Origin of the sequence: Nonomuraea turcica, from assembly GCF_030718205.1 — a bacterium.
Lineage (GTDB): Bacteria > Actinomycetota > Actinomycetes > Streptosporangiales > Streptosporangiaceae > Nonomuraea.
Window position 1 is genome coordinate 102,523 of sequence record NZ_JAUZQF010000022.1, and the last position, 26,316, is coordinate 128,838.

At 69.7% G+C, this 26,316-nt stretch carries 19 protein-coding genes; 12 read left to right on the forward strand and 7 right to left on the reverse strand.

What is annotated here, in order from left to right:
- Positions 1-26: 26 nt before the first annotated feature.
- A complete protein-coding gene (locus Q9G87_RS43710) occupies positions 27-836 on the forward strand; it encodes an alpha/beta fold hydrolase (RefSeq protein ID WP_305922520.1) in 810 nt (269 codons plus the stop codon).
- A 43-nt stretch (positions 837-879) separates the two neighbouring features.
- Here Q9G87_RS43710 and Q9G87_RS43715 read toward each other — a convergent pair whose 3' ends face one another.
- Positions 880-2,082 carry an RNA methyltransferase gene (locus tag Q9G87_RS43715; RefSeq protein WP_305922521.1) on the reverse strand — a complete coding sequence of 401 codons (1,203 nt, stop codon included), beginning with the start codon at positions 2,080-2,082 and terminating at the stop codon, positions 880-882.
- Between the two features lie 226 nt (positions 2,083-2,308).
- Between Q9G87_RS43715 and Q9G87_RS43720 the strand changes: the two genes are divergently transcribed.
- Positions 2,309-3,550: a cytochrome P450 gene (locus Q9G87_RS43720; protein ID WP_305922522.1), complete on the forward strand. Its 1,242-nt coding sequence runs from the start codon at positions 2,309-2,311 to the stop codon at positions 3,548-3,550.
- A gap of 3 nt (positions 3,551-3,553) precedes the next feature.
- Here the strand turns inward: Q9G87_RS43720 and Q9G87_RS43725 are convergent, their stop codons facing one another.
- Positions 3,554-5,320 carry a hypothetical protein gene (locus tag Q9G87_RS43725; RefSeq protein ID WP_305922523.1) on the reverse strand — a complete coding sequence of 589 codons (1,767 nt, stop codon included), beginning with the start codon at positions 5,318-5,320 and terminating at the stop codon, positions 3,554-3,556.
- Positions 5,321-5,906: 586 nt separating this feature from the next.
- Between Q9G87_RS43725 and leuS the strand changes: the two genes are divergently transcribed.
- The gene (leuS, locus tag Q9G87_RS43730) at positions 5,907-8,387 is read left to right on the forward strand and encodes a leucine--tRNA ligase (RefSeq protein WP_305922524.1); all 2,481 of its coding nucleotides are present in this window, start codon (positions 5,907-5,909) and stop codon (positions 8,385-8,387) included.
- A gap of 9 nt (positions 8,388-8,396) precedes the next feature.
- Here leuS and Q9G87_RS43735 read toward each other — a convergent pair whose 3' ends face one another.
- Together Q9G87_RS43735 and Q9G87_RS43740 are read right to left on the reverse strand one after the other, a co-directional pair.
- Positions 8,397-9,362 carry a TIGR03557 family F420-dependent LLM class oxidoreductase gene (locus Q9G87_RS43735; RefSeq protein WP_305922525.1) on the reverse strand — a complete coding sequence of 322 codons (966 nt, stop codon included), beginning with the start codon at positions 9,360-9,362 and terminating at the stop codon, positions 8,397-8,399.
- A 49-nt stretch (positions 9,363-9,411) separates the two neighbouring features.
- Positions 9,412-9,831 carry a hypothetical protein gene (locus Q9G87_RS43740; protein ID WP_305922526.1) on the reverse strand — a complete coding sequence of 140 codons (420 nt, stop codon included), beginning with the start codon at positions 9,829-9,831 and terminating at the stop codon, positions 9,412-9,414.
- A gap of 147 nt (positions 9,832-9,978) precedes the next feature.
- Here Q9G87_RS43740 and Q9G87_RS43745 point away from each other — a divergent pair, with 147 nt between their 5' ends.
- The gene (locus Q9G87_RS43745; RefSeq protein ID WP_305922527.1) at positions 9,979-13,119 is read left to right on the forward strand and encodes a S41 family peptidase; all 3,141 of its coding nucleotides are present in this window, start codon (positions 9,979-9,981) and stop codon (positions 13,117-13,119) included.
- Between the two features lie 219 nt (positions 13,120-13,338).
- Here Q9G87_RS43745 and Q9G87_RS43750 read toward each other — a convergent pair whose 3' ends face one another.
- Complete coding sequence (locus tag Q9G87_RS43750; RefSeq protein ID WP_305922528.1) at positions 13,339-14,349, reverse strand: MalY/PatB family protein; 1,011 nt, start codon at positions 14,347-14,349, stop codon at positions 13,339-13,341.
- A 164-nt stretch (positions 14,350-14,513) separates the two neighbouring features.
- Between Q9G87_RS43750 and Q9G87_RS43755 the strand changes: the two genes are divergently transcribed.
- Together Q9G87_RS43755 and Q9G87_RS43760 are read left to right on the forward strand one after the other, a co-directional pair.
- The gene (locus tag Q9G87_RS43755; RefSeq protein WP_305922529.1) at positions 14,514-15,359 is read left to right on the forward strand and encodes an aminoglycoside adenylyltransferase domain-containing protein; all 846 of its coding nucleotides are present in this window, start codon (positions 14,514-14,516) and stop codon (positions 15,357-15,359) included.
- Between the two features lie 89 nt (positions 15,360-15,448).
- Entirely contained in the window at positions 15,449-16,801 is a 1,353-nt protein-coding gene (locus Q9G87_RS43760; protein ID WP_305922530.1) for a glycoside hydrolase family 43 protein, read from the forward strand.
- A 248-nt stretch (positions 16,802-17,049) separates the two neighbouring features.
- Here the strand turns inward: Q9G87_RS43760 and lexA are convergent, their stop codons facing one another.
- A complete protein-coding gene (gene lexA / locus Q9G87_RS43765) occupies positions 17,050-17,757 on the reverse strand; it encodes a transcriptional repressor LexA (protein WP_305922531.1) in 708 nt (235 codons plus the stop codon).
- Between the two features lie 1,048 nt (positions 17,758-18,805).
- Here lexA and Q9G87_RS43770 point away from each other — a divergent pair.
- From Q9G87_RS43770 to Q9G87_RS43795, 6 genes are all read left to right on the forward strand, one after another.
- The gene (locus tag Q9G87_RS43770) at positions 18,806-19,192 is read left to right on the forward strand and encodes a hypothetical protein (RefSeq protein ID WP_305922532.1); all 387 of its coding nucleotides are present in this window, start codon (positions 18,806-18,808) and stop codon (positions 19,190-19,192) included.
- Positions 19,183-19,497: a LysM peptidoglycan-binding domain-containing protein gene (locus Q9G87_RS43775; protein ID WP_305922533.1), complete on the forward strand. Its 315-nt coding sequence runs from the start codon at positions 19,183-19,185 to the stop codon at positions 19,495-19,497. The genes Q9G87_RS43770 and Q9G87_RS43775 overlap by 10 nt, the downstream gene beginning before the upstream one ends.
- A 484-nt stretch (positions 19,498-19,981) precedes the next feature.
- On the forward strand, positions 19,982-20,437 hold the full coding sequence (gene nrdR, locus Q9G87_RS43780) for a transcriptional regulator NrdR (RefSeq protein ID WP_043614619.1): 456 nt from the start codon (positions 19,982-19,984) through the stop codon (positions 20,435-20,437).
- Complete coding sequence (locus Q9G87_RS43785) at positions 20,434-23,250, forward strand: vitamin B12-dependent ribonucleotide reductase (protein ID WP_305922534.1); 2,817 nt, start codon at positions 20,434-20,436, stop codon at positions 23,248-23,250. The genes nrdR and Q9G87_RS43785 overlap by 4 nt, the downstream gene beginning before the upstream one ends.
- Positions 23,251-23,539: 289 nt before the next feature.
- Positions 23,540-23,809 carry a winged helix-turn-helix domain-containing protein gene (locus Q9G87_RS43790; protein ID WP_305922535.1) on the forward strand — a complete coding sequence of 90 codons (270 nt, stop codon included), beginning with the start codon at positions 23,540-23,542 and terminating at the stop codon, positions 23,807-23,809.
- A gap of 197 nt (positions 23,810-24,006) precedes the next feature.
- Positions 24,007-25,230, forward strand: coding sequence for a PP2C family protein-serine/threonine phosphatase (locus Q9G87_RS43795; RefSeq protein WP_305922536.1), 1,224 nt, complete (start codon positions 24,007-24,009; stop codon positions 25,228-25,230).
- 219 nt (positions 25,231-25,449) lie between these two features.
- Here Q9G87_RS43795 and Q9G87_RS43800 read toward each other — a convergent pair whose 3' ends face one another.
- Positions 25,450-26,277, reverse strand: coding sequence for a glycerophosphodiester phosphodiesterase (locus Q9G87_RS43800; protein ID WP_305922537.1), 828 nt, complete (start codon positions 26,275-26,277; stop codon positions 25,450-25,452).
- Positions 26,278-26,316 lie beyond the last annotated feature (39 nt).

Genomic DNA, 26,316 nt, shown 5'->3' on the forward strand with positions numbered 1-26,316 from the left:
AGATCAGGACTATCCACGCTAATGGGGTGGAGTTCGCGTATCTGACCGTCGGTGAGGGGCCGCTCGCGCTGTGCCTGCACGGCTTCCCCGACACCGCGCACACCTGGCGCCACCTGATGCCGGCGCTGGCCGAGCGCGGTTACCGCGCGGTCGCGCCGTTCACGCGCGGCTATGCGCCGACCGAGGTCCCGGCCGACGGCGCGTACGAGGATGCCGCGCTGGTCGCCGACGTCCGTGCCCTGTACGAGGAGCTCGGCGGCGACGCCGACGCGGTGATCATCGGGCACGACTGGGGTGCCTTCCCCGTCTACCCTCTGGCCGGCCGCTTCCGGCGCGCGGTCACGCTCGCGGTGCCGCCGCCCGGGTCGCTGGCCGGCACGTTCCTCGACTACGAGCAGCTCAAGCGCTCGTTCTACATCTTCCTCTTCCAGACCGCCCTGGCGGAGACGGCCGCCGCCGGCCCGGGCTTCCTCGAGAACCTGTGGCGCGACTGGTCCCCAGGGTACGACGCGAGCGAGGACCTGGAGTTCGTACGGCGCAGCATCGGCGCGCCCGCCAACCTGAGCGCGGCCCTCGGCTACTACCGGGCCATGCTGGGCACCACGCCGCGGTCCGGTCGCTACCCCGCCGTCGAGCCCGGGGTGACCGGGCCCGTCCTCTACCTGCACGGCGCTCAGGACGGCTGCCTGGGCGCCGACCTGGTCAAGGACGTGCTCAGCCACCTTCCGGCCGGCTCGCGGGCCGAGCTGGTGGGGGACACCGGTCACTTCCTCCACCTGGAACGGCCCGCCGAAATCAACCGCCTGATCCTGGACTGGCTCGGCCCGGCCCGCTGAGGGGCAGCCGCGCCTCAAGACGGCCGGCCCCGCCCTGGGGTGGTCAGCCGTGGCCCTGCTTCCGCAGAACCGCGATCACCGGGTGCCGCCCCGACAGGCTCACTCGGACCGTCTCCTCCACGGCGAACCCGCGCGGGATCCCGCCGTGGACCAGCGCCACGGCCAGCCCGTCGGCCGCCAGGACCCGCCGCACCTCCCGCCACAGGAGTCCGAGGTCCCCCGCGAGCAGCCCTCGAGGCGGCACCTGACGTCCCCAGGGCGGGTTCACCAGCACGCGCTCGGCGCCCCCGTCGGGCACGGGGATCCGCCCGCCATCCGCCAGCCCCCACCCGAACGGCGACCCGCCGCCTCCGGACGCTCGGCCGCCCGCAGGTGCCGGCTCGCCGCCTCCGGACGGACGGCCGCTCGTCGGCGTCGGCTTGCCGGATGGTGGCGCGCTCGCCGGAGGTCGCCCGCCTTCGACGGGCGATCGACCCGTCAGGGCCGCGTGGGCGTTGGCGGCGGCGGCCGCGAGCGCGGCCGGGTCGTGATCGAAGCCCAGCAGCCGCACGTGCGGCGCGAGAGCGTGAGCCTCGATCAGCGTGGTTCCCGCGCCGCAGCACGGGTCGAGCACCGTGCCCGCGCCCTCCAGCCGGGCCAGCTCCGCCATGGCGGCCGCCACCGGCGGATGCAGCGTGCCCCGGATGGAGGCCGTCTTGTACGGCCTGCGATGCAGCGGCCGATCGGCCGGCCGCAGCGCGATGACCGCCTGCTCGCCCTCGATCGTGACCCGCCACGACATCGCCTCCAGCGGCGGCCGCCCTCCCGCCGTCCTGGAGTGGTAGCGCACCCCCAGGGCCCGGGCCAGCTCGACCCCGACCGCGTCCTCGATCTCGAACCTCGTGTAGTTGCGCCGCCCGACGAACGACGCCGACACCTCCAGCCCACCACGCGCGTCCGGCCGCCCGCCGCCCAGGCGAGCCAGCCGGGCCGCGTCCACGCCCCGCGCCGCCTGCGCCAGCCGCGCGAGCGCGGAGCGGCGGACGCCGATCCCGTCCACCACGGCCCCGGCCAGCAGCACGTCGTCCGCCGTACGCAATGCCAGGGGCGCCGTACGCAATGCCAGAAGCCCGGCCTCGTCCGTGGCCTCGAACCACACCTCGCGATGCCGCACCCCGCGCACCACGCCCAGCCGGGAACGCCGAATCTCCGTGGCCACCAGGGGCTCGATGCCGTGCACCGCCCTGGCCACGGCAAAAGTATGCACGTGTCCTTCTCCCACGTCGCGAACCCGGGACGGCGGTCGCTCAGCCGTCCCGCATCGCCGGCGGTGGGATGTCCGCGCCCCGCCGGCGGCTCGCTAACGCAGGTAGAAGAAGGTCATGGAGATCACCTTAGGGCCGGCCGCCACGCGGTGCCACGGATTTTCACCGTACGTACGGCGTACGTCATAACCATTGACGTAAGTGGCCGCTTTTCCGAATGATGGCCTTATGAGCGTCCTCGACTTCGACCTGTCGGACCGTGACTTCTGGGCCAGGCCCATGGAACAGCGCGAGGAGGCGTTCGACCGCCTGCGTGCCCGCGCCACCCCCGCGTTCTTCGAAGAGATGGACATCGGCTTCGCCCCCAAAGGTCCGGGCTACTACGCGCTGGTCAAGCACGCCGACATCCTGGATGCCAGCCGCAACCCGGAGATCTTCTGCTCGGGCGACGGCGGAGCGACGGGCATCCCGGACATGCCAGCGGAATTCGCCGAGTACTTCGGCTCGATGATCAACATGGACGACCCGCGGCACGCCAGGCTCCGCAGGATCGTCTCCCGCGCGTTCACCCCCAAGATGATCAAGCAGTTCGAGTCGGACGTCGAGGCGGCGGCGGTCGGCATCGTGGACGACCTCCTCGCCAAGGGGTCCGGCTGCGACTTCGTGACCGAGGTGGCCGCCCGCCTGCCCTTGAAGATCATCTGCGATATGATGGGCATCCCCGAGCGCGACTACAAGTTCGTCTTCGACCGCTCGAACACGATCCTCGGCGGCTTCGACGCCGAATACGGCGGCACCGACGTCAGCGAGATCGCCACCCGTCTGCTCAACGCCGGGATGGAGCTCCAGCAACTGGTGCAGGACCTGGCCGCCCACCGTGCCGAGCACCCCACCGACGACCTGACGTCGTCCCTGGTCAACGCCAACATTGACGGCGAGCGGCTCACCATGCAGGAGCTCGGGTCGTTCTTCATCCTGCTCGTCGTGGCCGGCAACGAGACCACGAGGAACGCCATCTCGTACGGCCTGCGCCTGCTCACCAAGAACCCCGACCAGCGCGCCCTCTGGCTGCAGGACCTCGACGGCCATGCCCCCGGGGCCGTGGAGGAGATCGTCCGCCTGGCCTCCCCGGTGAACTTCATGCGCCGCAAGGTCACCAGGGACTTCGAGATGAACGGCAACCTCTACCGCAAGGGCGAGAAGGCGGTGCTGTTCTACTGGGCCGCGAACCGGGACGAGTCCGTGTTCGCGAACCCGTACCGCTTCGACATCACCCGCACCCCCAACCCGCACGTCGGCTTCGGTGGCCCGGGCCCGCACTTCTGCCTCGGCTCGCACCTGGCCCGGCGGGAGATCACGGTGATGTTCCGCGAGCTGTTGCGCCGCGTCCCGCAGATCGAGGCGGGCAAGCCGGACCGGCTGCACTCCATGTTCATCAACGGCATCAAGCACATGGAGTGCACGTTCTAGCGGCTAGCCCTCCGTGGAGAGCCTGAGCTGGTTCATCACCGTGCGGATGTCGGGCAGGAGCTGCTTGCTGTCCGACGGGATCGACATGTAGACGATCGCCGGGACGCTGCCGCCGGTGTTGATCGCCATCGTGACGATCGTGGCCTTCTCGGTCTCCGACGTCAGCGAGTACGCGATCAGCCGGCCTGTCTGGTCGCCTACCTTGATCGGCTGCTGGGCGATCTTGCGGACCTTGTTGTCCGCCGGGAAGAAGCGCTTGCGGGCGGTCAGCACCACCTGCTTGATGACCGGCTCCAGGTTGTCCTGCTCGTAGTACGAGGTCAGCTTCGGCATGAGCGGGCCCGACATGAGCTGGGCGTACCGCTCGGGCGCGACCTCGACGTACTGGCGGGTGTCGAAACCGAACGTGCCCTTGACCGTGACGCGCTCGTCCAGCTGCCACTTGCCGCCGAGGCGCGGGACGGAGATCCCCGCGGCGGCGTCCGGCACCCTGCCGAGGACGGGGGAGGCCTTGCCGGGGTAGGCCGGCAGCTTGCCGATCGTCGTCGAGGACTTGGTGGCGCTCGGCTTGGGCGAGGCCGTGGGTTGGCCGGAGGCGACGGCGGAGGTCGGGTCCTCACCGGCCAGCGGGCCCGCGAGGAACGCCCACAACAGCGCGATGACCAGCGCGACCGCCACGGACCCGCCGAGGGCGTAGATCCAGACGGGCCTGCCCTCGCCCTCGTCGTCGTCCAGGACTTCCTGGTCGCCCATGGCCTGGTAGTTCTCGCCGAAGACGGTGTTCCAGAGCTCCTGCTGGCGCTCGGGCGGAGGGGTGCGGGAGCCGCTGATCTGGCCCGCCGTCACGAACCGGTGCTCCGGGTCCGAGGGGTCGCGGCTCAGGTTGGAGCCCGGACGGGATGCCGGAGGCTGATTGCCGTCCTCGGTGGGGGGCGTACCTATATGGGTGGAATCCATCGGGGTAGAGGGGACCGCGCGATCGTTGAGCTGGTTCTCGGAGTGCTGTGCGGGGTGGGGCTGGGGCGGTGGGCCGTGGGGGGCGGACAGCGCGTCGTGCGACGGGGGTCCGGCCGGGGCGGCCTGGTCGTAAGCCGCCGTGCGCGGATCCGGCGCCTGGCTCGCATGGCCGCGCTCGCCCTGCGGCCAGGGGGCCGGGGCGGACAGGTTGGACCAGGCGCCGGGGGCCGGAGTCGGCGGCTGCGCCCACGCGGGCACCGGGTCCGGCACGGGAGGCTGCGCTCCCCCGGAGTTGATCCCGGCATCGGCACGGGAGCCAGCCTGGGCATCGGCACGGGAACCGGCCGGGGCGGACGGCCCGGCGGCATGCGGTGGCGCGGCCTGGGGCCACGAGGTCGGCACGTCCTGGGGCTCCGGCCAGGACGCGGGTCCACCCTGCGGGGAGGCGTTCGGCGACGACGATGGTCCGGGCTGGGGGGAGGCGTCGGGCCAGGACGACGACGGTCCGGGCTGCGAGGCGGCGTCCGGCCAGGACGATGATGGTCCGGGCTGCGGCGCGGCGTCGGGCCAGGACGTCGGCATGTCCTGGCGTGTCGGCTCCGGCCAGCCGGCGTCCTTACGCGGTGGCTCGGGCCAGCCCGCGTCCTGGCGGGGCGGCTCCGGCCAGGACGGGCCGGAGTCCTGACGGGCGGCGTCGCGGCGCGGCTCGGGGCGTGACGGCTCGGGCCAGGAGGCATCCTGGCGCGGCGGCTCCGGCCAGGCGGGGTCTTGGTGCGCGGGCGGCCGCGGGGTCTCCGGCCACGACGTCAGCACCTCGGACGCGGGGGAGCCGGGCCTCGAAGAAGGGCCGTCGGCCGCGGAAGACCACGAGGAAGGGGCGTCGGGCGCGGGGGAGCCGGGCCACGGAGAGGGAGACGACTCAGGCCAGGATGGGGGCAGGTGAGGTCCGGAGTTATCCGTTGCCATTGCTGCCGGCCCTCCCGAAGTTGTGTCCGGATCAACCCTTATATCCGGATTTGACGTACCAGGCATGATCTCATGGGATTTTCCAGGAGATGCCGGTGGTTCCGCAGCGAAACGAGTGAAGCCATGAGGATCGGTGGGCGGATCCTGCAAGGGCAGGCCGTCCTCCGGTCGATCAGGCTCAGCTCGGTACACCACGGCGACAAGGGTATTCTTGAGGGACGAATGAGGTCACAACGGATACATCACCATCAGGTCTCGCTGGACCTGAAGGGTCCATTGTGCATGCGCACCTCGATCGAGAACCTGCATTCATCCGAAGAGGTGCGCTAGGCTTGACACATGCGTTCCGCGACCCTGCTTCTTAGCGGGCCGCGACGGCCCTGAGATCTCGCCGTCGCGGCTACCCCTCGTCGTGTGCACGGGGGGTTTTCTTATGGGTCCGAATCAAGCCAGAAGGACAGTAGCCGTGAGTGAGTACGACCCGCAGGCGCTGCAGGCCAAGTGGCTGCAGCGCTGGGAGGAGCAGGAGCCCTTCCGGGCGAGCGAAGAGCCCGCCGACCCCCGCGAGCGGCGCTACATGCTCGACATGTTCCCCTACCCGTCGGGTGACCTCCACATGGGCCACGGCGAGGTGTTCGCCATCGGCGACGTCGTCGCGCGCTACTGGATGCAAAAGGGCTACAACGTCCTGCACCCGATCGGCTGGGACTCCTTCGGCCTGCCCGCGGAGAACGCCGCGATCAAGCGCAACGCCCACCCGGCCGAGTGGACCTACGCCAACATCGAGACGCAGGCGCACTCGTTCAAGCGCTACGGGATCTCCTTCGACTGGTCGCGCCGCCTGCACACGAGCGACCCCGACTACTACCGCTGGAACCAGTGGCTGTTCAACCGCTTCTTCGAGCGCGGCCTGGCCTACCGCAAGGGCGGCCTGGTCAACTGGTGCCCCAACGACCAGACGGTGCTGGCCAACGAGCAGGTCGTGGCCGGCAAGTGCGAGCGCTGCGGCGCCGACGTCATCCGCCGCGAGCTGACGCAGTGGTACTTCAAGATCACTGACTACGCGCAGCGGCTGCTGGACGACATGGACCAGCTGACCGGCTGGCCGGAGCGGCTGCTGACCATGCAGCGCAACTGGATCGGCCGCTCCGAGGGCGCCGACGTGCTGTTCACGATCGAGGGCCGCGAGGAGCCGGTCCACGTCTACACGACGCGGCCCGACACGCTGTTCGGGGCCACGTTCTTCGTGGTCGCCGCGGACGCGGCGCTGGCCGACGAGATCGTCACCGACGAGTGGCGGGAAGCGTTCGAGGCCTACCGCACCGAGGTGGCCCGGCTGAGCGACATCGAGCGCCTGGCCACGGACAAGGAGAAGACCGGCGTCTTCCTGGGCCGCTACGCGATCAACCCGGTCAACGGCGAGCGCATCCCGGTCTGGGCGGCCGACTACGTGCTGTCCGACTACGGCCACGGCGCCATCATGGCCGTGCCCGCTCACGACCAGCGCGACCTGGACTTCGCGCTGAAGTTCGACCTGCCGGTGAAGGTGGTCGTGCACACCGGCCTGGCCGACCCGGGCGAGACCGGCGAGGCCACGCCCGGCGAGGGCACGCTGGTCAACTCCGGCCCGCTGGACGGGCTGGAGAAGGCCGAGGCCATCCGCAAGATCATTGAGGTCCTGGAGGCCGAGGGCAAGGGCACGGGCGCGATCAACTTCCGGCTGCGCGACTGGCTGCTGTCCCGGCAGCGTTACTGGGGCACGCCGATCCCGATCATTCACTGCCCCGACTGCGGCGAGGTCCCCGTCCCCGACGAGCAGCTGCCCGTCACGCTGCCCGACCTGCGCGGCGAGGCGCTGGCGCCCAAGGGCGTGTCCCCGCTGGCCAGTGCGGCCGACTGGGTCAACGTCGAGTGCCCCAAGTGCGGCGGACGCGCCCAGCGCGACACCGACACGATGGACACGTTCGTCGACTCGTCCTGGTATTTCCTGCGTTACTGCTCGCCGGGCTACACCGACGGCCCGTTCGACGTCGAGCAGGTGCGCAAGTGGGGCCCGATCGACCAATATGTCGGCGGCATCGAGCACGCGGTGCTGCACCTGCTCTACTCCCGGTTCTTCACCAAGGTCCTGCACGACATGGGCATGCTGGACTTCAGCGAGCCCTTCCAGCGCATGCTGAACCAGGGGCAGGTGATCAACGCCGGCAAGGCCATGTCGAAGACCCTGGGCAACGGCGTGGACCTGGGCCAGCAGATCGACGACTTCGGCGTCGACGCCGTACGCCTGACCATGGTGTTCGCCGGGCCGCCCGAGGACGACATCGACTGGGCGGACGTCTCGCCGCTGGCCTCGCAGAAGTTCCTGGCCCGGGCCCTGCGCGTGATGTCGGAGGTGACCAGCGAGCCCGGCGTGGCGGTCGAGGGCGGCGACGTCGAGCTGCGCAAGGTCACCCACCGCACGATCGACGAGGTCACCCGGCAGATCGATTCCTACAAGTTCAACGTGGCAGTGGCGCGGATGATGGAGCTGACCTCGGCCGCGCGGCGGGCCATCGACGTGGGCCCCGGCCCCGCCGACCCCGCCGTCCGTGAGGCCGCGGAGACGCTGGCGATCATGCTGTCACTGGTGGCTCCCTATACCGCCGAGGAGGGCTGGGAGCGGCTGGGCCGCACCGGTCCCGTCGCCTTCGGCGGGTGGCCGAGCGCCGACCCCGCGCTGCTGGTGCAGGAGTCGGTCACCTGCGTGGTGCAGGTGGCGGGCAAGGTGCGTGACCGGCTGGAGGTGTCGCCGGACATCACCGAGCAGGAGCTGCGGGAGCTGGCCCTGGCCTCAGAGAAGGTGTCCGCCTATCTGACGGGCATGCCCCGCAAGGTGATCGTCCGGGCGCCCAAGCTGGTCAACATCGTCCCCTAGCGCACGGCGTCAGAGGGCGCGCAAGGCCGGGAGCAGCTCCTTCTCTGCCCAGTCGAAGAAGGGCTGCTGCTGGTCGTGGCCGATCTGGACCAGCGCCACGTGCGTGTATCCCGCATCGGCGAACTTCTGGACCCCCTGGACGACCGCGTCCACGTCGTTGCCGCACGGCACGCTCTGGGCCACATCCTCGGGGCGTACCGTGCCGGCCGCGGCGGCGAAGTTCACCGGCGCGGGCAGCTCGGCCATGACCTTCCAGCCGGCTGCGGCCCAGCGCCACAGCTGGTGCGCGCGCCGTTCGGCGGCCTCGGGGTCGGTGTCGTAGGCGAGCGCGAGCTGGCCGTAGACTGGCTTGCCCTGGCCGCCCGCGGCGTTGAACTGCCGGACGACGTCCGGCATCGGCTCGTTGACGACCAGCAGGTCGCCGTACTCGGCGGCGATCTCCGCCGACTGGCCCCCCGAGGCGGCGATGCCGATCGGCACCCGCTCGTCCGGCAGGTCGTAGAGCTTGGCCGAGTCCACGTCGAAGAATTCGCCTTGGTAGGTCACGTAGCCGCCGCCGAACAGCTCCTTGATGATCTGGATGGCCTCGGCGAACATCCGGTGCCTGGTGTCCACGGGCGGCCATCCCTCGCCGATGACGTGCTCGTTCAGGTTCTCGCCCGCGCCGAGGCCCAAGGTGAACCTGCCGTGGCTCAGCACGCCCATCGTCGCGGCCTTCTGTGCCACCACGGCCGGGTGGTACCGCATGATGGGGCAGGTCACGTACGTCATGAGCGGTAGCCGCTCGGTGACCTGGGCCGCCGCGCCGAGCACCGACCAGCAGTAGGGGGAATGCCCCATCTCCTCGAGCCACGGGAAGTAGTGGTCGGAGATGACCGCGTAGTCGAAGCCGATCCGCTCGGCTGTCGCGGCGTAGTCGACGAGCTCGCGGGCCGGGGTCTGTTCGGACATCAAGGTGTAGCCGATTTGCACCATGCGTCCGGACTACCCGTGTTTGTCCGGATTACTGGCGCCGGGCCGGAGATCATCGATGGCCGAGCTCCTCGAGCACCAGCCCCAGGCCGATGCCCAGAAGCCAGACGTCCTTGGAGATGCCGATGCCCTCTTGGGACGGGCGCAGGCTGCCCTCGCGGCGCATGCCGGGCGTCTTGAGATACATGCCGAGCAGCCCTCCCGCGAACCCGGTCAACGCCGCTCCGGCCAGCAGCGACGGCACGAACGGCACGAGCAGGACCGTGCCGAGGACGATCTCGGCCCGCGACAGCAGCCGGGCGAAGGTCACCGGGTCCATGCGGCCGAGGAACGGGTACGTGCCCGCGGCCATCCCGTGCAGGCCGGCGGCGGCCTGATCGTCCACGCTCGTCTTGTCGAGTCCGGAGCTCAGGATGATGGCGGCGGCGGCCAGGCGGGGCGGGAGCTGGTGGGTGCGAGCGAAGATCTTCATGGGTCCCCTTACGCTACGAAAGCGGGCAATCAATCACTTCCCTCGCATTTCCGGCACACCCTGGACTTGACCGTTCCCTGGGCCTGGTGGGTCCGCCAGGAGGGGAATTCATGGGCTGGGCTTGGTGTCGGGCATTAATGTTCAGCTGTGACGAACGGCGCATACCTGAGATATCCACATCTGCACGGTGACCTGGTCACCTTCGTAGCTGACGACGACGTTTGGCTGGCTCCCCTCGCGGGGGGAAGGGCCTGGCGCTTCACCGCCGATCGGGTGCCGGTGTCGGATCCGCGGTTCTCGCCCGACGGCAGCCACATCGCGTGGACCGGCAGCAGGGAGGGTGCCCCGGAGGTGTTCGCGGCCGAGATCGACGGACCCGAGGGGGAGCGGCTGACCCATTGGGGCAGCGACACGACCCGGGTGCGCGGCTGGACCGAGGACGGAGCCGTGCTGGCGATCAGCTCGACGGGGCAGAGCCATCGCGTCAGGAACTGGGCCTACGCGGTGCCGCTCGACGGGGGACCGGGGACGCGGCTGCCGTACGGATGGGCCAGCGACGTCGCCATCAGCGACGGGCGGGTCGCCACCGTGTCGGCGATGTGGCGCGAGCCGTCGCAGTGGAAGCGATACCGGGGCGGGACCGCGGGCAAGATCTGGGTGGACGCCGACGGGAGCGGGGAGTTCGCCCGGTTGTTCGCGGACAGCACGGCGCAATACTGGTCCGTCAGCTGGGTGGGGGACAGGATCGTCTTCCTGGCCGACCTCGACGGGACCGGGAACCTCTACTCCGCCCTGCCGGACGGCTCCGACCTGCGAAAGCACAGCTCCCACGAGGAGTTCTACGCCCGCCACGCCACCAGTGACGGACAGCGGGTGATCTACAGCCACGCCGGGGACCTGTGGGTGCTGGAGAGCCTGGACGCGGAGCCCCACCGGCTGGATGTCCGGCTCGGCGGGCCGCGGCCGGGGCGGGCCAGGCGGCCGGCGCCGACGCGGGCCGGCTCCTATGCGCCCGACGCCACCGGGCGGGCCAGCGTGGTCGAGATCCGCGGCACCGCGCACTGGGTGCCCCACCGTGACGGCCCGGCGGGTGCGCTGCGTGTCCAGCCGGGCGTTCGCGTACGGCTGCCACGCGTTCTCGACGGCGACGGGCGCGCCATCTGGGTATCGGACGTCAGCGGCGAGGACGGGCTGGAGATCGGCACGCCCGGCGGCGAGATACGCACGCTGGCCACCGGGCAGCTCGGCCGGGTGCTGGAGCTGGAGGCCGCGCCCGACGGCAAACACGCGGCCGTCGCCACGCACGACGGGCGGCTGCTGGTCGTCGACCTCGAGTCCGGCGATCTCCGGGAGCTCGACCGCACCACGCAGGGAGACCTCAGCGGACTGACGTTCTCGCCCGATTCGCGCTGGCTGGCCTGGGAGCATCCGCATCAGCACCCGCTGTCGCAGATCAAGATGGGGCGGGTGGACGGCACGTCGGTGATCGACGTGACGCCGGTGCGGTTCGACGACTACGACCCGGTCTTCACCAAGGACGGCAAGTATCTGGCGTTCCTGTCAGCGCGGACGTTCGACCCCGTGTACGACTCGCACGTCTTCGACATGTCCTTCCTCTACGGGTGCCGGCCGTACATCGTGCCGCTGCAGGCCGGCACGCCGTCGCCGTTCGACCCGTCGCTGCAGGGGCGGGGTTTCAACGGCGAGGACGACAAGCCGAACAAGGACGACAAGCAGGACGACGCGCCGCCGCGGACCGAGGTGGACCCTGACGGGATCGGCTCGCGCGTGGTGCCCGTGCCGGTGCCCGCCGGACGCTACGGCAACCTGCGTACCGCCAAGGACGCCCTGCTCTGGCTGCGATACCCGCTCACCGGGCAGCACGGGGACGAGCCGTCGCAGGAGATGGTGCTGGAGCGATACGACCTGAAGAAGCGGTCCAAGAGCGAGCTGGGCAAGGAAGTGCGCTCGTTCCAGGTCAGCGGCGACGGCACCAGGCTCGTCACCAACGGCAAGAACGGCCTGCAGACCCGCGCCGCCACCGAGGGCGACGAGGTCGTCACCGTCGACCTGGACCGGATCACCGTCCAGATCGACCCGGTCGCCGAGTGGCGGCAGGGCTTCCACGAGGCCGGCCGGCTCATGCGCGACCACTTCTGGCGTGCGGACATGGGCGGCGTCGACTGGCAGGGCGTGCTCGACCGGTACGCGCCGTTCGTCGAGCGCATCGGCGCCCACTCGGAGCTGATCGACCTGCTCTGGGAGGCACAGGGCGAGCTGGGCACCTCCCACGCCTACGCCGCCGCCCCCAACGGCGGCTCCGACCCGCGCCGCCGCCAAGGGCTGCTCGGCGCCGACCTGACCAGGGACGCCGACGGCGTGTGGCGGGTCGAGCGCATCCTGCCCGGCGAGTCCTCCGACCACGCCGCCCGCTCGCCCCTGCTCGCCCCCGGCGTGGCCGTCCGTCCGGGCGACGCGATCATCGCGGTGGGCGGGCGTCCGGTCGATCCCGTACGCGGGCCGCTCGCCCTCCTGGCCGGCACCGCGAACCAGCCCACCGAGCTCACCGTCCGGCCCGCCTCCGGCGGCGACCCGCGCCGCGTCGTGGTCAGCCCAATCGCGGACGAGACGCCGCTTCGTTACCACGACTGGGTGGAGGGCCGGCGGACGCTGGTGCGGGAGGCGTCGGACGGGCGGCTCGGGTATCTGCACGTGCCGGACATGGTGGGGACGGGGTGGGCGCAGTTCCATCGCGACCTGCGTACCGAGATGGCCTTCGACGGGCTGATCGTGGACGTGCGGCACAACGGCGGCGGGCACCTGTCGGAACTGATCCTGGAGAAACTGTCCCGCAAGGTCACCGGGTGGGCGCGGGCGCGCGGGTACGAACCCCGGCGGTATCCGATGGACTCCCCGCGGGGACCGATCGTGACGATCACGGACGAGTTCGCGGGCTCGGACGGGGACATCGTGAGCGCGGGCATCAAGAACCGCGACATCGGGCCGCTGGTGGGGACGCGGACGTGGGGCGGGGTGATCGGGATCGACTCCCGGTACAACCTGGTCGACGGGACCCGGGTCACCCAGCCCCGGTACTCGTTCTGGCTCGACGGGCCTGGATGGGGCGTGGAGAACTATGGGGTTGATCCGGACATCGAGGTGGTGATCACACCGCAGGATCGGGCGGCGGGGCGGGATCCGCAGCTGGACAAGGCGATCGAGCTCGCGCTCGCCGCCCTGGCGGAAAACCCGCCCGCCACCCCGCCCGACCTGCCACCCCTGCCCTGACGCCCCGCGCGGGGCCGCGCCTGACGGTCTGTGGCGCCGCACGTGCGGCGGTGTTCCGCGTGCGGCGGTGCTCACGTGCGGCGGTGCTCACGTGCGACGGTGCTCACTTGCGACGGTGCCCCGCGGCCACCGGCCTGGCTCGGCGTCAGGCCGGGAGTCGCCTGTCTGGGGGCGGCGGTGCCGCTGGGTGGGGCGCCATGGGGCGTGGCCGGGCGGGGGTCAGCGGAGGCGGGACAGGCGGTTGAGGATCTCGGCGAGGACGGGCTCGCTGGTGGCGAAGTTCAGGCGGACGTACTCCGCCCCACCGGGCCCGAAGCCCGCCCCGTCCGTCAGCAGCACCTTGGCCTCCCGTTCGATGACCTCCGCCATCCCCGTCCGCCCCACATGTAGCCACGCCAGATACGTCGCCTGGGGAAGCCGATAGCCGAAGGTGCCGGGCAGGCGGGCGGCGATCGTGTGCCGGTGACGATCCAGCAGGAGGCGAACCCCGTCCAACCAGGCGTCCCCATGCCGCCACGCCGCCACCGTCGCCTCGACCCCGAACAGGTTGGCGGAGCCGTACAGGAAGGGCGGCTGCGCCTCCAGGGCCTTGCGGACCCCCTGGTGCCCGAGGTGGGCGACAGAGACGCGGATGCCGCCCAGGTTGAACGCCTTCGTCGCGGACGTGAGGGTGACGGTGCGTTCGGGGAGGATCGTGGCGAACGGGATGTGACGGTGCGGCTCGAAGGTCAGGTCGGCGTGGATCTCGTCCGCGATCACGAGCAGATCGTGGCGTTCGGCCTGCTCGGCCAGGTGGGTCAGCTCCTCGCGGGTGAACACCCGGCCGGTCGGATTGTGCGGGTTGACCAAGAGCAGCACCCGGCAGCCCGACAGGTCGGGCACCTCGAAGCGCCACGAATCGCCGTCGGGCTCGGCCTGGATGGCGCGCAAGGGGCGGTCCATGACCTGCAGCGTCGTAAGGAACGGATGGTAGGCGGGAGTGTGCACGGCCACACCGTCGCCGGGCTTGGTCCAGACGTGGAGCAGGACCTGGAGTGCCTGGTTGAGGTCGTTGAACGAACGTACCTGCGAGGGGTCGGGCGACCAGCCGTACCGGCCCGCCATACGCTCGGCGAACGCCTCCGCCAGCGGCCCTGCGTTGGGCTTGTCCAGCCAGGCCGGATAGCCGAGGTCGGCGCCGGCTCGCCGGCGCAGCGCCTCGATGACCTCGGGCGCGGTGGGCAGGTCCATGTCGGCTATCCAGGCGGGAATGATCCCCGGACCCGCCTTTGCCCACTTAAATCCATCATTTCGTGCCTTGAGGTCTTCTGGGCGGTATGCGGTATTCACCTGGACATTCTAGGATTTTAGATTGTGATGAGGCGCCGGCGTCGATTGTGGCAGGCTGAGCGGTGATGACGCCCCACCCGAAGATCGACGCGATTGTCGAGACATACCTGTCAGTGGCCGACGCGGCGGCTCCCGGGCTCATCGAAGGGCTCTACCTCGAGGGGTCGGCGGCGCTGGATGACTACCGTCCGGCCACGAGCGACGTGGACTTCGTCGCGGTCACGGCCGCCGGGCCGCCGATCGAGACCCTGGAGCGCATCCACACCAGCCTCGGCGCCCACCCGTTCGAAGGCGTCTACGTGACCTGGGACGACCTCCGTCGCAACCCCTTGGACCTCGGGGCGCGCCCGCAGGCCCACGCCGGCAAGCTCAACCCCCAGGGCGGCCTCAACCCGGTCACCTGGCATACGCTGGCCCGCCACGGGGTGACCTGCCGCGGTCCCAAGGCGGGGGACCTCGACATCTGGACCGATCCTGCCGTCCTCGCCGCCTGGACCGACGCCAACCTCGACCGCTACTGGCGGCGCCTGGTGACCCGGGCTTCCCACCTGTTTTCGCCGTGGGGGCTGGCCTCGCTGGGCCCGTACGCCACCGTGTGGATCGTCACGGGCGTCTCCCGGCTGCACTACACGCTCGCGACGGGCGAGCTCACGTCCAAGACGGGTGCGGCGCGGCACGCGCGGAAAACGTTCCCCGAGCGCTGGCACCGCGTGATCGACGAGGCGCTGCGGCTGCGGGCGGACGACACCGCGGAGCCCTCGCTCGGGTGCCTGGTCTCGGGGCTGGGTGAGCACTTCGGCACACCCCGGCGCTCGCTGTACGGCTCCCCGTTCGAACGGCGGCATGACGTGCTCGACTTCGCCGACCAGGCGATCAAGGCCGCGCACGATCTGTACACCGCTGGGGATTGACGGCGGATCGCCCCTGGGGTACGAATGCGATCACCGCGCCCTCGTCGGCGTGGTGAAATGTTAGCGCTAACACCACAGAGGGGCCGCGGATGCGTACACGTGGAGTCACTCGAAAGGCGTTAACCGGCGTCGTCGCGCTGCTCGCCGCCATCGCGGCCGTCGCGTTCGCACCCGGGGCGGCACACGCCGCCGGGCCGGCGCCGCACTACCTGATGACCGCGTTCACCAACAGCAGCGAGTCCAACATGTACGTCTACGACTCGGCGAACGCCACGACCTTCACCCTCGTCCGCGCAAACGCGTACACCCCGCCGTCCGGCCTGATCCGCGACCCGAGCGTGCTGCGGCACACCGACGGCTACTACTACCTCGTCTACACCACCAACTGGACCGGCGACACCATCGGCTTCGCCCGCAGCGCCGACTCCGTGACCTGGACCTTTCTCCGCAACGTCACGGTCGGCCTGAACGGCGCCACCGGCAGCACCTGGGCGCCGGAGTGGTTCAGGGACTCCGACGGCAGCGTCCACGTGATCTACTCGGCGTCCACGACGGGCACAGCAGGGCAATTCCGGCCCTACCGGATCACCGCTACGAACAGCGCGTTGTCGTCGTGGAGCGGCCCGACGCCCCTGGGCATCCCGGCGAACTACATCGACAGCTTCGTCGTCAAGGTGGGCTCCACGTACCACAACTTCCTCAAGAACGAGACGACCAAGTACATCGAGCATGCCACCGCCACCTCGCTCAACGGCCCCTGGCAGTTCACCGGCACCGGGAACTGGGCCGGCTGGGGCTCGGGCCTGGAGGGCCCGGCGCTGACGCGGCTGCCGGACGGCCGGTGGCGGATCTACTTCGACAACTACACCGGAGGCCGCTACTACTACGCCGACAGCTCGAACCTGACCTCGTTCGGCGCCAGGGTCGAGTTGTCCGGCCTGTCCGGCACCGCCAGGCACTTCACCGTGCTGCGTGAGGACGTCGGCGACACGACCGCGGTGCCCACCGGCAACCGCTCGCTGCGCTCGGCCAACTTCCCCGACCGGTACGTACGCCACCGCGACTACCTGGCCTACGTGGACCCGCTCGGCTCCGCCAGTCCGCTCGCCGACCGCAGGGACGCCACGTTCGCCGTCGTCGCCGGGCTGGCGCACGCCGGCTGCTACTCCTTCCAGGCCGTCAACCAGCCCGGCTACTACCTGCGGCATTACAACATGCGGCTGACGCTGCAACGGGACGACGGGTCGGCGATCTTCAAGGGCGACGCCACGTACTGCGGGCGGGCCGGACTGGCGGGCGGGGGCACGATCTCGTTCGAGTCCTACAACCTGCCCGGCCGCTACCTGCGGCACTACAACTACGAGATGCGGCTGGACCTGTGGGCGTCCGGCTCGGTGTTCGCCGGCGACGCCTCCTACACCGTCACCTCGCCGCTGTCCTGAACGACGAGCAGATGCGCGGCGTCGTCAGACTTGCTCTGGGCACACCAGGAGCCGGGCATCGCGACCAACACGGACCAATGGGTGCGACCGGTCAAAGCCGGGGACTGGGTGCGACGGTTCGTGTGTTGAGGGGCGAGCATGACGGTTGGCGAGGTCAGCGGTGCGGTGCCGTGCCCCGTCAGTGCATGTTGTGGCGCGCGCCGGAACGCGGCGCGGCGAGGTGACGCGCGCCCAAGCCGCCGACCTGGTCAGAGCCGGCGCAGGACCGCTACGACCTTGCCCAGGACGGTGGCCTCGTCACCGGGGATGGGCTCGTAATTGGTGTTGTGCGGGACGAGCCAGACATGGCCGTCCTTGCGCTTGAAGGTCTTGACGGTGGCCTCGCCTTCGATCATGGCGGCCACGATGTCGCCGCTCTCCGCCACCGGCTGCTGGCGGACGACCACCCAGTCGCCGTCGGCGATGGCGGCCTCGATCATGGAGTCACCGGCGACCTGGAGCAGGAACAGCGTGCCTTCGCCGACGAGCTGCTTGGGCAGCGCGAAGACGTCCTCGACGCTCTCCTCGGCCAGGATCGGACCACCGGCGGCGATGCGGCCGACGAGTGGGACGTAGGCGGCCGTGGGACGGCTGATCGTGGGCTCGTCATCCGCCGCGTCCGGGTCCACCCACAACACCGGCTCGCCCGGCAGTCGCACCTCCAGGGCGCGCGGCCGGTGTGGGTCGCGTCTGAGGTAACCCTTGCGCTGCAACGCCGTCAGCTGATGGGACACGCTGGACGTGCTCGTCAGCTGCACCGCTTCGCCGATTTCCCGCATGGAGGGCGGATAGCCGCGCTGTTGCACCGAGTCGCGAATCACTTCGAGGATCTTGCGCTGCCTGGGCGTCAGGCCCAGAGAGTCGCGTCTGCGCACCGCGAGGTCGCTGACCCCGTTTGCGTCATCCCGCTCGGTCATGCCCTGCCTCCTCGCCCGGCCGCCCGCCTCACCGGCGGACCTGCCGTTCTGTGGTCTCGATGTCGCACACAGCGACGTTATCGCTGTTGAAGATCATCTTCAAACAATTGTTCGAGTCTTCCTCGAAATTGTCGCCAGTGTGGTGTACAACATCGTACGGGAGTTCGATCGACACCGTGTTCGATTTGCTGATCTTTATTCGGCCTTTTCCTCAGGCCACACGGCAGGAGGTCATCCATGCGAACGACCACAAACACGAACCCGACCAGCGAAGACGCCAAGCGGCTCACCCTCATTGCCGATGCTACGCAGAGTAAGGACCGACGGGGAGACAATACGCGGACCGAGATCGCTTCCCGTGGAAATTCCGGTAAGAGGTTGGGGCTCCGTTCGAGTGATGGGGCAAGGCGCGGAGGGCCCTCGCCGGACGCGGCGGCGGCCCGGGGTCAGGGGAGGCCTCGCCTGCGCCTCGTCCCACCGCCTCATTCCCGGACGAACGCGGACGACACGCCCGCATCGAGCGGCCAGGGTCGCCGAGAGCACGGAGCCGGTACGGGTCGGGGAGGGCCTGGAACCGGCGGGAGTCCCGGCACTGTCGCGGGGCGCGGCACGCTCGGGGCGAACGCGGGGCCCGGTGATGGCACACGCCGCGGAAGACAGGCGACTGGCACGAGGTCGGGCGGCGCTGCTGGCGGCGGCGCTGGGACTGGTGCGAGGCGGAGCGGCAGTGCGGGCGGCGGCGAGGCTGGTGCGAGGCGGGGCGGTGCCGCGGGTAGCGGCGGGGCTGGTGCGAGCCTGGGCGGCGATGGGACCGGTGCGAGCCTGGGCGGCGTCGCGGAAAGTGGCGGCACTGGGACCATTGCGAGGCAGGGCGGCAATGCGGGCAGCGGCGGCGCTGGGACAGTTGCGAGGCAGGGCGGTGCCGCGGGGAGCGGCGGTGCTGGGACTGGTACGAGGTCGGGCAGCGTTGGGACTGATGCGCGGCTGAGTGGCGCTGGGACTGGTGCGAGGCTAGGCGGCATTGCGGGCGGCAGCGGCACTGGGCCTGGTGCGAGGCTACGCGGCATTGTGGGAGGCGGGGACGCTGGAGCTGGTGCGACCGGGGGCGGCAGCGCGGGCGGCAGCGGCGCTGGAGCTGGTGCAAGGCTGGGCGGCGCCGCGGGCAGCGGCGGAGCCGGGACTCGTGCTGGGATCGGTCGTGGTGTGGAGCGCGGTGGGCCCGGGGTGGGCAAGAGGCGTGGCGGGTCGGCCGCGGGCAGGACACGGGCCAAGGCGGCGGCGGGAGTCGGGCCGGGAACGCCTGGGTCGCGTCGCCGGCGGGGAGGCGGCGGCGCGAAGGGCGCTGATCGCCGGTGGAAGCGCAGGGCCGGTGTGCGGCGCGATCGTCGCGCGGCGTCGCGGCTTGAGCGTCGCGCCGCGCCGCCGGTGCGGCTGACGCGCCGAGGGCGGGCCGTGCTGGTGGTGGCGGTGGCGTTACTGTCCCTGGGCGGGTTCTGGCTCGGCACCCGTGCCGTCAGCCATGCGGCGGTGAAGGTCGTCGTTCCCAGCACCGCCGGGCTGCCGTGGGTGGAGGTCCGCCAGGGGGACACGCTCTGGGCCATCGCCGACGTGCTCTCCGGAGGCGAAGATCCCGGAGCCGTGGTCGCGGAGATCAAGCGTCTGAACGGGCTCCCCGACTCGATCATCCATCCCGGCACGCGCCTCTATGTCCCGAGGGACATCGCCGGGGTGGTGCGCTGATCGACGCGGATCCCGACGACGTCGTGGGAGTGACGACGTCATGCGAGTGGCAACGTCGAGGGCGTCGTCTCGTGAGGTGACAACGCCCAAGGCGGGCGGCGTGGAGGTGCTGCGGCGCGGTGCCCGAGGGATGGATCGAACAGGAAGTGGCCTGCGGTAGCGTTGTGAGGTTTGTTCACGGCCGTGACCGCTAGCAATACATGTGACACGGCCGCGCCTCCATCCTGCCATCCGGGAAGGCCGACACGCCCGAGGCTCCAGATGACCGTGGGCTGATCAGCGACTTCAGCCGGATGGGCCCGCCCAACTTGCGTTCATGGTCGCGCGCTTCTACGGTTGGACCACAACATCTAGTAGTTACACCGATGTAGTTCACCACACCTTGTGTTTCCGTGACCGCTCCATGGCCAGCCGTGGAGTGTGCGTGAGCGTCCCGTCACAACCCATTTGCGTGTGTGGTGGCCGCAGGTCGAGGAGGCGAAGCGTGCACTGTCCGTTCTGTCGCCACCCTGACACCAGGGTCATCGACAGCCGCTCGACGGACGACGGCGCGGCCATCAGGCGCCGGCGCACCTGCCCGGAGTGCGGGCGCCGGTTCACCACGCAGGAGACCGTGCTGCTCATGGTGAGCAAGCGCAGTGGAGTGACGGAGCCGTTCTCGCGGGACAAGGTCGTCGCGGGCGTACGGCGGGCCTGCCAGGGAAGACCGGTCAGCGAGGACTCACTGGCGCAGCTCGGACAGCGGGTGGAAGAGGCCATCAGGGCCAAGGGCGCGGCCGAGATCCCCTCCAACGAGGTGGGCCTGGCGATCCTGGGCCCGCTGCGGGAGCTCGACGAGGTGGCCTACCTGCGTTTCGCATCGGTGTATCGCGGTTTCGAGAGCCTGGCGGACTTCGAGGCCGAGATCAAACAGTTGAAGGCGGAGAAGGGGGAGTCATGACGGAGACGGCCAGCGGTTCAGTAGCGCGCGGGGGTAAGCGTCCGCGTAAGGGGCTGAAGATGAAGCGGATCTTCACCAAGCCCGGCGTGCACCCGTATGACGAGATCCAGTGGGAACGCCGCGACGTCGTCATGACCAACTGGCGCGACGGCTCGGTCAACTTCGAGCAGCGGGGCGTCGAGTTCCCCGAGTTCTGGTCGGTCAACGCGGCCAACATCGTGACCACCAAATACTTCCGCGGCGCCGTGGGCACCCCGCAGCGCGAGTGGAGCCTGAAGCAGCTGATCGACCGGGTCGTCGGCGTCTACACGCGCACCGGCATCGAACACGGCTACTTCGCCGGCGACGAGGACGCCGAGATCTTCGACCACGAGCTGAAGCACGCACTGGCGCACCAGGTGTTCGCGTTCAATTCGCCGGTCTGGTTCAACGTGGGCACCCAATCACCTCAGCAAGTAAGCGCTTGCTTTATCCTCTCCGTGGACGACCAGATGGAGTCGATCCTGGAGTGGTACAAGGAAGAGGGTGTGATCTTCAAGGGCGGCTCGGGGTCGGGGGTCAACCTGTCCCGGATCCGTTCCTCGAAGGAGTTGCTGTCGAGCGGCGGCACCGCGAGCGGGCCGGTGAGCTTCATGCGCGGCGCCGACGCGTCCGCGGGGACGATCAAGTCCGGTGGCGCCACCCGCCGGGCGGCCAAGATGGTCGTGCTCGACGTCGATCACCCCGATATCGAGGAGTTCATCGAGACCAAGGCGCGCGAGGAGGACAAGATCCGCGCGCTGCGGGACGCCGGTTTCGACATGGACCTGGGCGGCAAGGACATCGTGTCCGTCCAATACCAGAACGCCAACAATTCGGTGCGCGTCTCGGATGAGTTCATGCGGGCCGTCGAGAAGGGCGAGAAGTTCGGCCTGCGCGCTCGCCTCACCGGCGAGGTGATCGAGACGGTCGACGCCCAGGACCTGTTCCGCAAGATGGCCAAGGCTGCCTGGGAGTGCGCCGACCCGGGTCTGCAGTACGACGACACGATCAACGACTGGCACACCACCCCGGAAACGGGGCGGATCACCGCCAGCAACCCGTGCAGTGAATACGTCCACCTGGACAATTCCTCCTGCAACCTGGCCAGCATCAACCTGCTGAAGTTCCTGAAGGACGACAACTCCTTCAACGTCGCCGACTTCGTCAAGCTGACCGAGCTGATCATCACCGCGATGGACATCTCGATCACGTTCGCCGACTTCCCGACCGAGAAGATCGGCGAGACCACGCGGGCGTACCGGCAGCTCGGCATCGGTTACGCCAACCTGGGCGCGCTGCTGATGGCGACCGGCCATGCTTATGACTCCGACGGGGGTCGTGCCGTGGCGGGGGCGATCACGTCGCTGATGACCGGTGTGTCCTACCGCCGCAGCGCCGAACTGGCGGGGGTCGTGGGGCCGTACGACGGATATGCCAGGAACGCCGAGCCGCACAAGCGCGTCATGCGCAAGCACTCGGCGGCGAACGACTCCATGCGCACGATCGGCTCGATGGACGCCAAGATCCACGCTGAGGCGTCGCGCCAGTGGGCGGAGTGCCTCAAGCTCGGCGAGAAGAACGGCTACCGCAACGCCCAGGCCAGCCTCCTGGCGCCGACCGGCACGATCGGGCTCATGATGGACTGCGACACGACCGGCATCGAGCCGGACCTGGCGCTGGTCAAGTTCAAGAAGCTCGTCGGCGGCGGCTCCATGCAGATCGTCAACCAGACGATCCCGCGGGCGCTCAAGCAGCTCGGCTACCAGCAGGAGCAGATCGAGGCCGTCGTCGAGTACATCGCCGAGCACAGCCATGTCATCGACGCGCCCGGCCTGCGCAAGGAGCACTACGAGGTATTCGACTGCGCGATGGGCGAGCGGGCGATCGCGCCGATGGGACACGTCCGCATGATGGCGGCCACCCAGCCGTTCCTGTCCGGCGCCATCTCCAAGACGGTCAACCTGCCCGAGTCGGCCACGATCGACGACATCGAGCAGGTCTACATGGAGGGCTGGACGCTCGGGCTCAAGGCGCTGGCCGTCTACCGCGACAACTGCAAGGTCGGCCAGCCGCTGTCGGCCGGCAACGGCGCCAAGAAGGAAGAGGCGGCCAAGGAGCCCGAGGTCAAGGTCATCGAGGTCAACCGGCCGACCCGGCGGCGCATGCCCAACCAGCGGCCGAGCATGACCACCCGCTTCACGGTGGGCGGCGCCAAGGGTTACATGACCGCTTCGTCCTACCCCGATGACGGGCTCGGCGAGGTCTTCCTCAAGATGTCCAAGCAGGGTTCGACCCTGGCGGGCGTCATGGACGCGTTCTCCGTCGCGATCTCCATCGGGCTCCAGTACGGGGTGCCGCTGGAGACGTACATGAGCAAGTTCGTGAACATGCGGTTCGAGCCGGCGGGTATGACGGACGACCCGGACATCCGGATGGCCACGTCGGTGATGGACTACATCTTCCGGCGCCTGGCCCTGGACCACCTGCCCTACGAGGAGCGGGCGGCCCTGGGTATCTTCTCGGCGGCCGAGCGGGCCGCGCAGCAGCGTGGGGAGGACCCGGCGGCGTTGCAGGAGACGGTGGACCGCGAGGCGCTGGCCCAGTCGGCGCCGATCGAGCAGAAGCCGAAGGAGATCCACCCGGTACCGGCGGCCCAGGAGGAGCTGACGCTGGAGAGCCACCAGCGCTTCACGGCTGACGCGCCGCTCTGCATGACCTGCGGCACCAAGATGCGTCCTGCCGGCAGCTGCTACGTCTGCGAGGGCTGCGGATCAACCAGCGGTTGCAGCTGACTCCCTGAAGTCCTCCGATCTAACCGGAACTCGGCGCCTTGGCTGAGGTCTTGCTCATGCTGGGGTTACGAAGAGGCCCGGCCTTTTGGCCGGGCCTCTCTGCTGGTGTGACCGACCCGCCATTAGGTGGGGGTTACTCCAGAGGATCACCTGAAGATGTTTTCCTCATATAGACTTCAGGTGTGTGCCGGGGTTCTGGCTCTTCTCTGCTTGCCGAGGGACGGTCACGGACGTGGGTGACGCTGCTGACCGACGCTCCAGTTGGACATTTCTGACCAACCACGCCCGCGTGCTGCTGCTCATTGCGGCTGATCCGCAAGTGCGGGTCCGCGATATCGCCAAAAGCATCGGCATTACCGAACGAGCAGCCCAGAGCATCGTGACCGACCTGCTGGAGGCTGGCTATGTGGAGCGGGAGCGGGAGGGCCGGCGTAACCGCTATGCCATCCTTCCGGGCCGGCACCTGCGTCACCCCAGCCAAAGCACCATCCCTGTTCAAGCGATCATCGACCTGTTCGCCCGCTTCGGTTTGCCCGCCGGTGGCCCCGGTCCCCGCTGAGGACCGCCTTCCCGTTGGCGGGATTTTTGCCTGGCCCACCCGCCACGGTGATGACGATGAGCAGGCCGGCGATCGTAGCGTGGATCTCACCCCAGGGAGATCAACAGCGGGGTGGAAGCCCGGCCCGGCCGACAGGCTGCGCATGGTTCATGGGCCGCTCCGGCGCGTGATGCGGGAAAGAGGGGGTGAACCCGGCCATGGACAAGGAGATCGTGGACCGGTCGGAGGGTTTCGGTGAGCGCCTGCTCGGCCTCCTGCTGGACAGGGCGCGGTTGTTGCCGCCGCAGCTGGTCGCTCCGCTGGTCGCGGAGGAAGTGGCCAGAATCGGCGGTCGTGATGTCTCCATTCTGCTCCAGGACTACGCCCAAGAGCTGCTGGTGCCGCTTCCGGGCAGGAAGCTGCACGTGGGCCGGCCCGAGCCGATCGTCGGTTCCCCCGCCGGCCGGGCCTTCCTGCGCGTAGATGTCGTCGAGGTTCCGCAGGCCCGCGGGGTACGGATGTACCTGCCCCTGCTGGACGGAAGCGATCAGGTGGGGGTGATGGCGCTGACCCTGGACGCCATCACCGATGACGACCGGCGCCTGCTGCGCCGGCTCGCCGGGCTGGTCGCGGACATGCTGGTCACCAAAAACTGCTACACCGACCAGTTCTTCCTGGCCCGGCGCCGGGAGCCGATGAGTGTGTCCGCGGAGATCCAATGGAGCCTGCTGCCACCGCTGTCGATGTCCGTGCCGCAGGTCGAGGTGGCCGGCATGCTGGAGCCCGCCTACCGCGTCGCCGGCGACAGCTTCGACTACGCCTTGAACGACGACATCCTGCACGTGGCTGTGATCGACGCGATGGGCCATGGCCTGGACGCCGCCTCGATGGCGACCATCGCCATCGGCGCCTACCGGCATGCCCGGCGCGTGTTCGTCAGCCTGGCCGAGAAGTACGCCTTCATGGACGATGCCGTCTCCCGGCAGTTCGGGCCCGACCACTTCGTCACGGCGCAACTGATGCACCTGAACATCACCACCGGTGAGCTGGAGCTGGTCAACGCGGGCCACCCCGCGCCGCTGCTGATCCGCGATGGCCGGGTCGTGTGCAAGCTGGAGAGCGCGACGACGTTGCCCGTCGGCTTCGGCGGTGAGGAGCCCCGAATCGCAAAGCACCTGCTCCAGCGGGGCGACCGGGTGCTGTGCTACACCGACGGCATCATCGAGGAGCACGTCACCGGCGGGGAGCCGTTCGGTGAGGAACGCCTCATCCGCTGCGTCGACCGTCTGGGGGAAGAGCCGCCGGCGGGGGTGCGGGCGGATCTGCGCCGGCTCTCCCACACCCTGATGGGGGAACGAGGCCGGCGCACCAGCGACGACGCCACCCTTTTCATGATCGAGTGGCACGGGGGTGCCGCTGATCACCTCGCGGTGCTTGACTGAGCAGCCCCGATCGGTGTTCGCCGTACGTGACCGTCGACCCAGATCCGGACCCCACTCACTGGCCGGGGAGTCGCGTTCTGGCTGGTGCGCCACTAGCGGGACGAGATCAATCTCGACGACAGCGACGGCATCACCCGGTATGACTCCTAGCGACGCAGAACTCGTTGCCTTCAGAGCGGCTCGCCTGCCACGATCCCCTGCGGGTCGGCCGTCCGGACATCAGGTGTCCAGCAACTCGTGTAGCACGTCCGGCTTGTTGGTGATGATGCCATCCACCCGGTAGGTCAGCATTCGGCGCATGACGTCGGGGTTGTCCACCGTCCAGGTGAGGACCTGCATGCCGAGGCCGTGGACGCGGCGCACGTAGGACGCCGTGAGCGTGGTGTACGGCGGGTTGATCTGGTCGGCGAACGTTGCCAGCTCGGGCAGCTCGGCGGTGGAGGGTGTGCCGAGGAGCCCGATCGGCACATCCGGCAGCAGCCGGTGGAACCTTCGCATCGACTCGAAGGTGAACGACTGCACCACCAGCCGCCCCGGCGCGAGCCAGCTCGAGTGGCGGCGCAGCTCGTCGGCGATGCGCTGCTCGATCCCCGGATAGAGCTCCGGCTTCTTGACCTCCAGCAGCAGGCCAATGCCGGAGCCGCTCATCGCGCGGAGCGCCTCGCCCAGCGTGGGCACCGGCTCGCCGGCGTACTCGTCGCTGAACCAGGAGCCGGCGTCCAGCTTGCGGATCTGCGCGAGCGTGAGGTCGCCGACGTTCCACGGCGACAGACCGGGGAAGACGCGCTCCACGTTGGTGGTGCGGGACAGGGTGGTGTCGTGCATGAGGACCAGCTCGTGGTCCTTGGTCTCCTGGACGTCGAGCTCGAACATGTCGGCCCGCTGCTTGCCTGCCAGCTCGAAGGCGGCGATCGTGTTCTCGGGAGCGTACGCGGACGCGCCTCGGTGTGCGACATTGAGCACCGCCGGGGCGGCGGTGGCCGCGGTGGCGGGGGCTGCGAGAGCGGACAGGGCGGTGGCCAGGACGAGCACCAGACATCGGAACATGGGTCTCCTCAGGTGGAGAGGGGCCTACGGACCGACGGT

Bases quoted from the DNA above. Each gene is read 5' to 3' on its own strand.
- lexA (WP_305922531.1), bottom strand. From the start codon at position 17,757: ATGACCGAGCGGGATGACGCAAACGGGGTCAGCGACCTCGCGGTGCGC.
- Q9G87_RS43760 (WP_305922530.1), top strand. From the start codon at position 15,449: ATGCGTACACGTGGAGTCACTCGAAAGGCGTTAACCGGCGTCGTCGCG.
- Q9G87_RS43750 (WP_305922528.1), bottom strand. From the start codon at position 14,349: ATGGACCTGCCCACCGCGCCCGAGGTCATCGAGGCGCTGCGCCGGCGA.
- Q9G87_RS43800 (WP_305922537.1), bottom strand. From the start codon at position 26,277: ATGTTCCGATGTCTGGTGCTCGTCCTGGCCACCGCCCTGTCCGCTCTC.
- Q9G87_RS43720 (WP_305922522.1), top strand. From the start codon at position 2,309: ATGAGCGTCCTCGACTTCGACCTGTCGGACCGTGACTTCTGGGCCAGG.
- Q9G87_RS43785 (WP_305922534.1), top strand. From the start codon at position 20,434: ATGACGGAGACGGCCAGCGGTTCAGTAGCGCGCGGGGGTAAGCGTCCG.
- Q9G87_RS43755 (WP_305922529.1), top strand. From the start codon at position 14,514: ATGACGCCCCACCCGAAGATCGACGCGATTGTCGAGACATACCTGTCA.
- Q9G87_RS43740 (WP_305922526.1), bottom strand. From the start codon at position 9,831: ATGAAGATCTTCGCTCGCACCCACCAGCTCCCGCCCCGCCTGGCCGCC.
- leuS (WP_305922524.1), top strand. From the start codon at position 5,907: ATGGGTCCGAATCAAGCCAGAAGGACAGTAGCCGTGAGTGAGTACGAC.
- Q9G87_RS43795 (WP_305922536.1), top strand. From the start codon at position 24,007: ATGGACAAGGAGATCGTGGACCGGTCGGAGGGTTTCGGTGAGCGCCTG.
- Q9G87_RS43735 (WP_305922525.1), bottom strand. From the start codon at position 9,362: ATGGTGCAAATCGGCTACACCTTGATGTCCGAACAGACCCCGGCCCGC.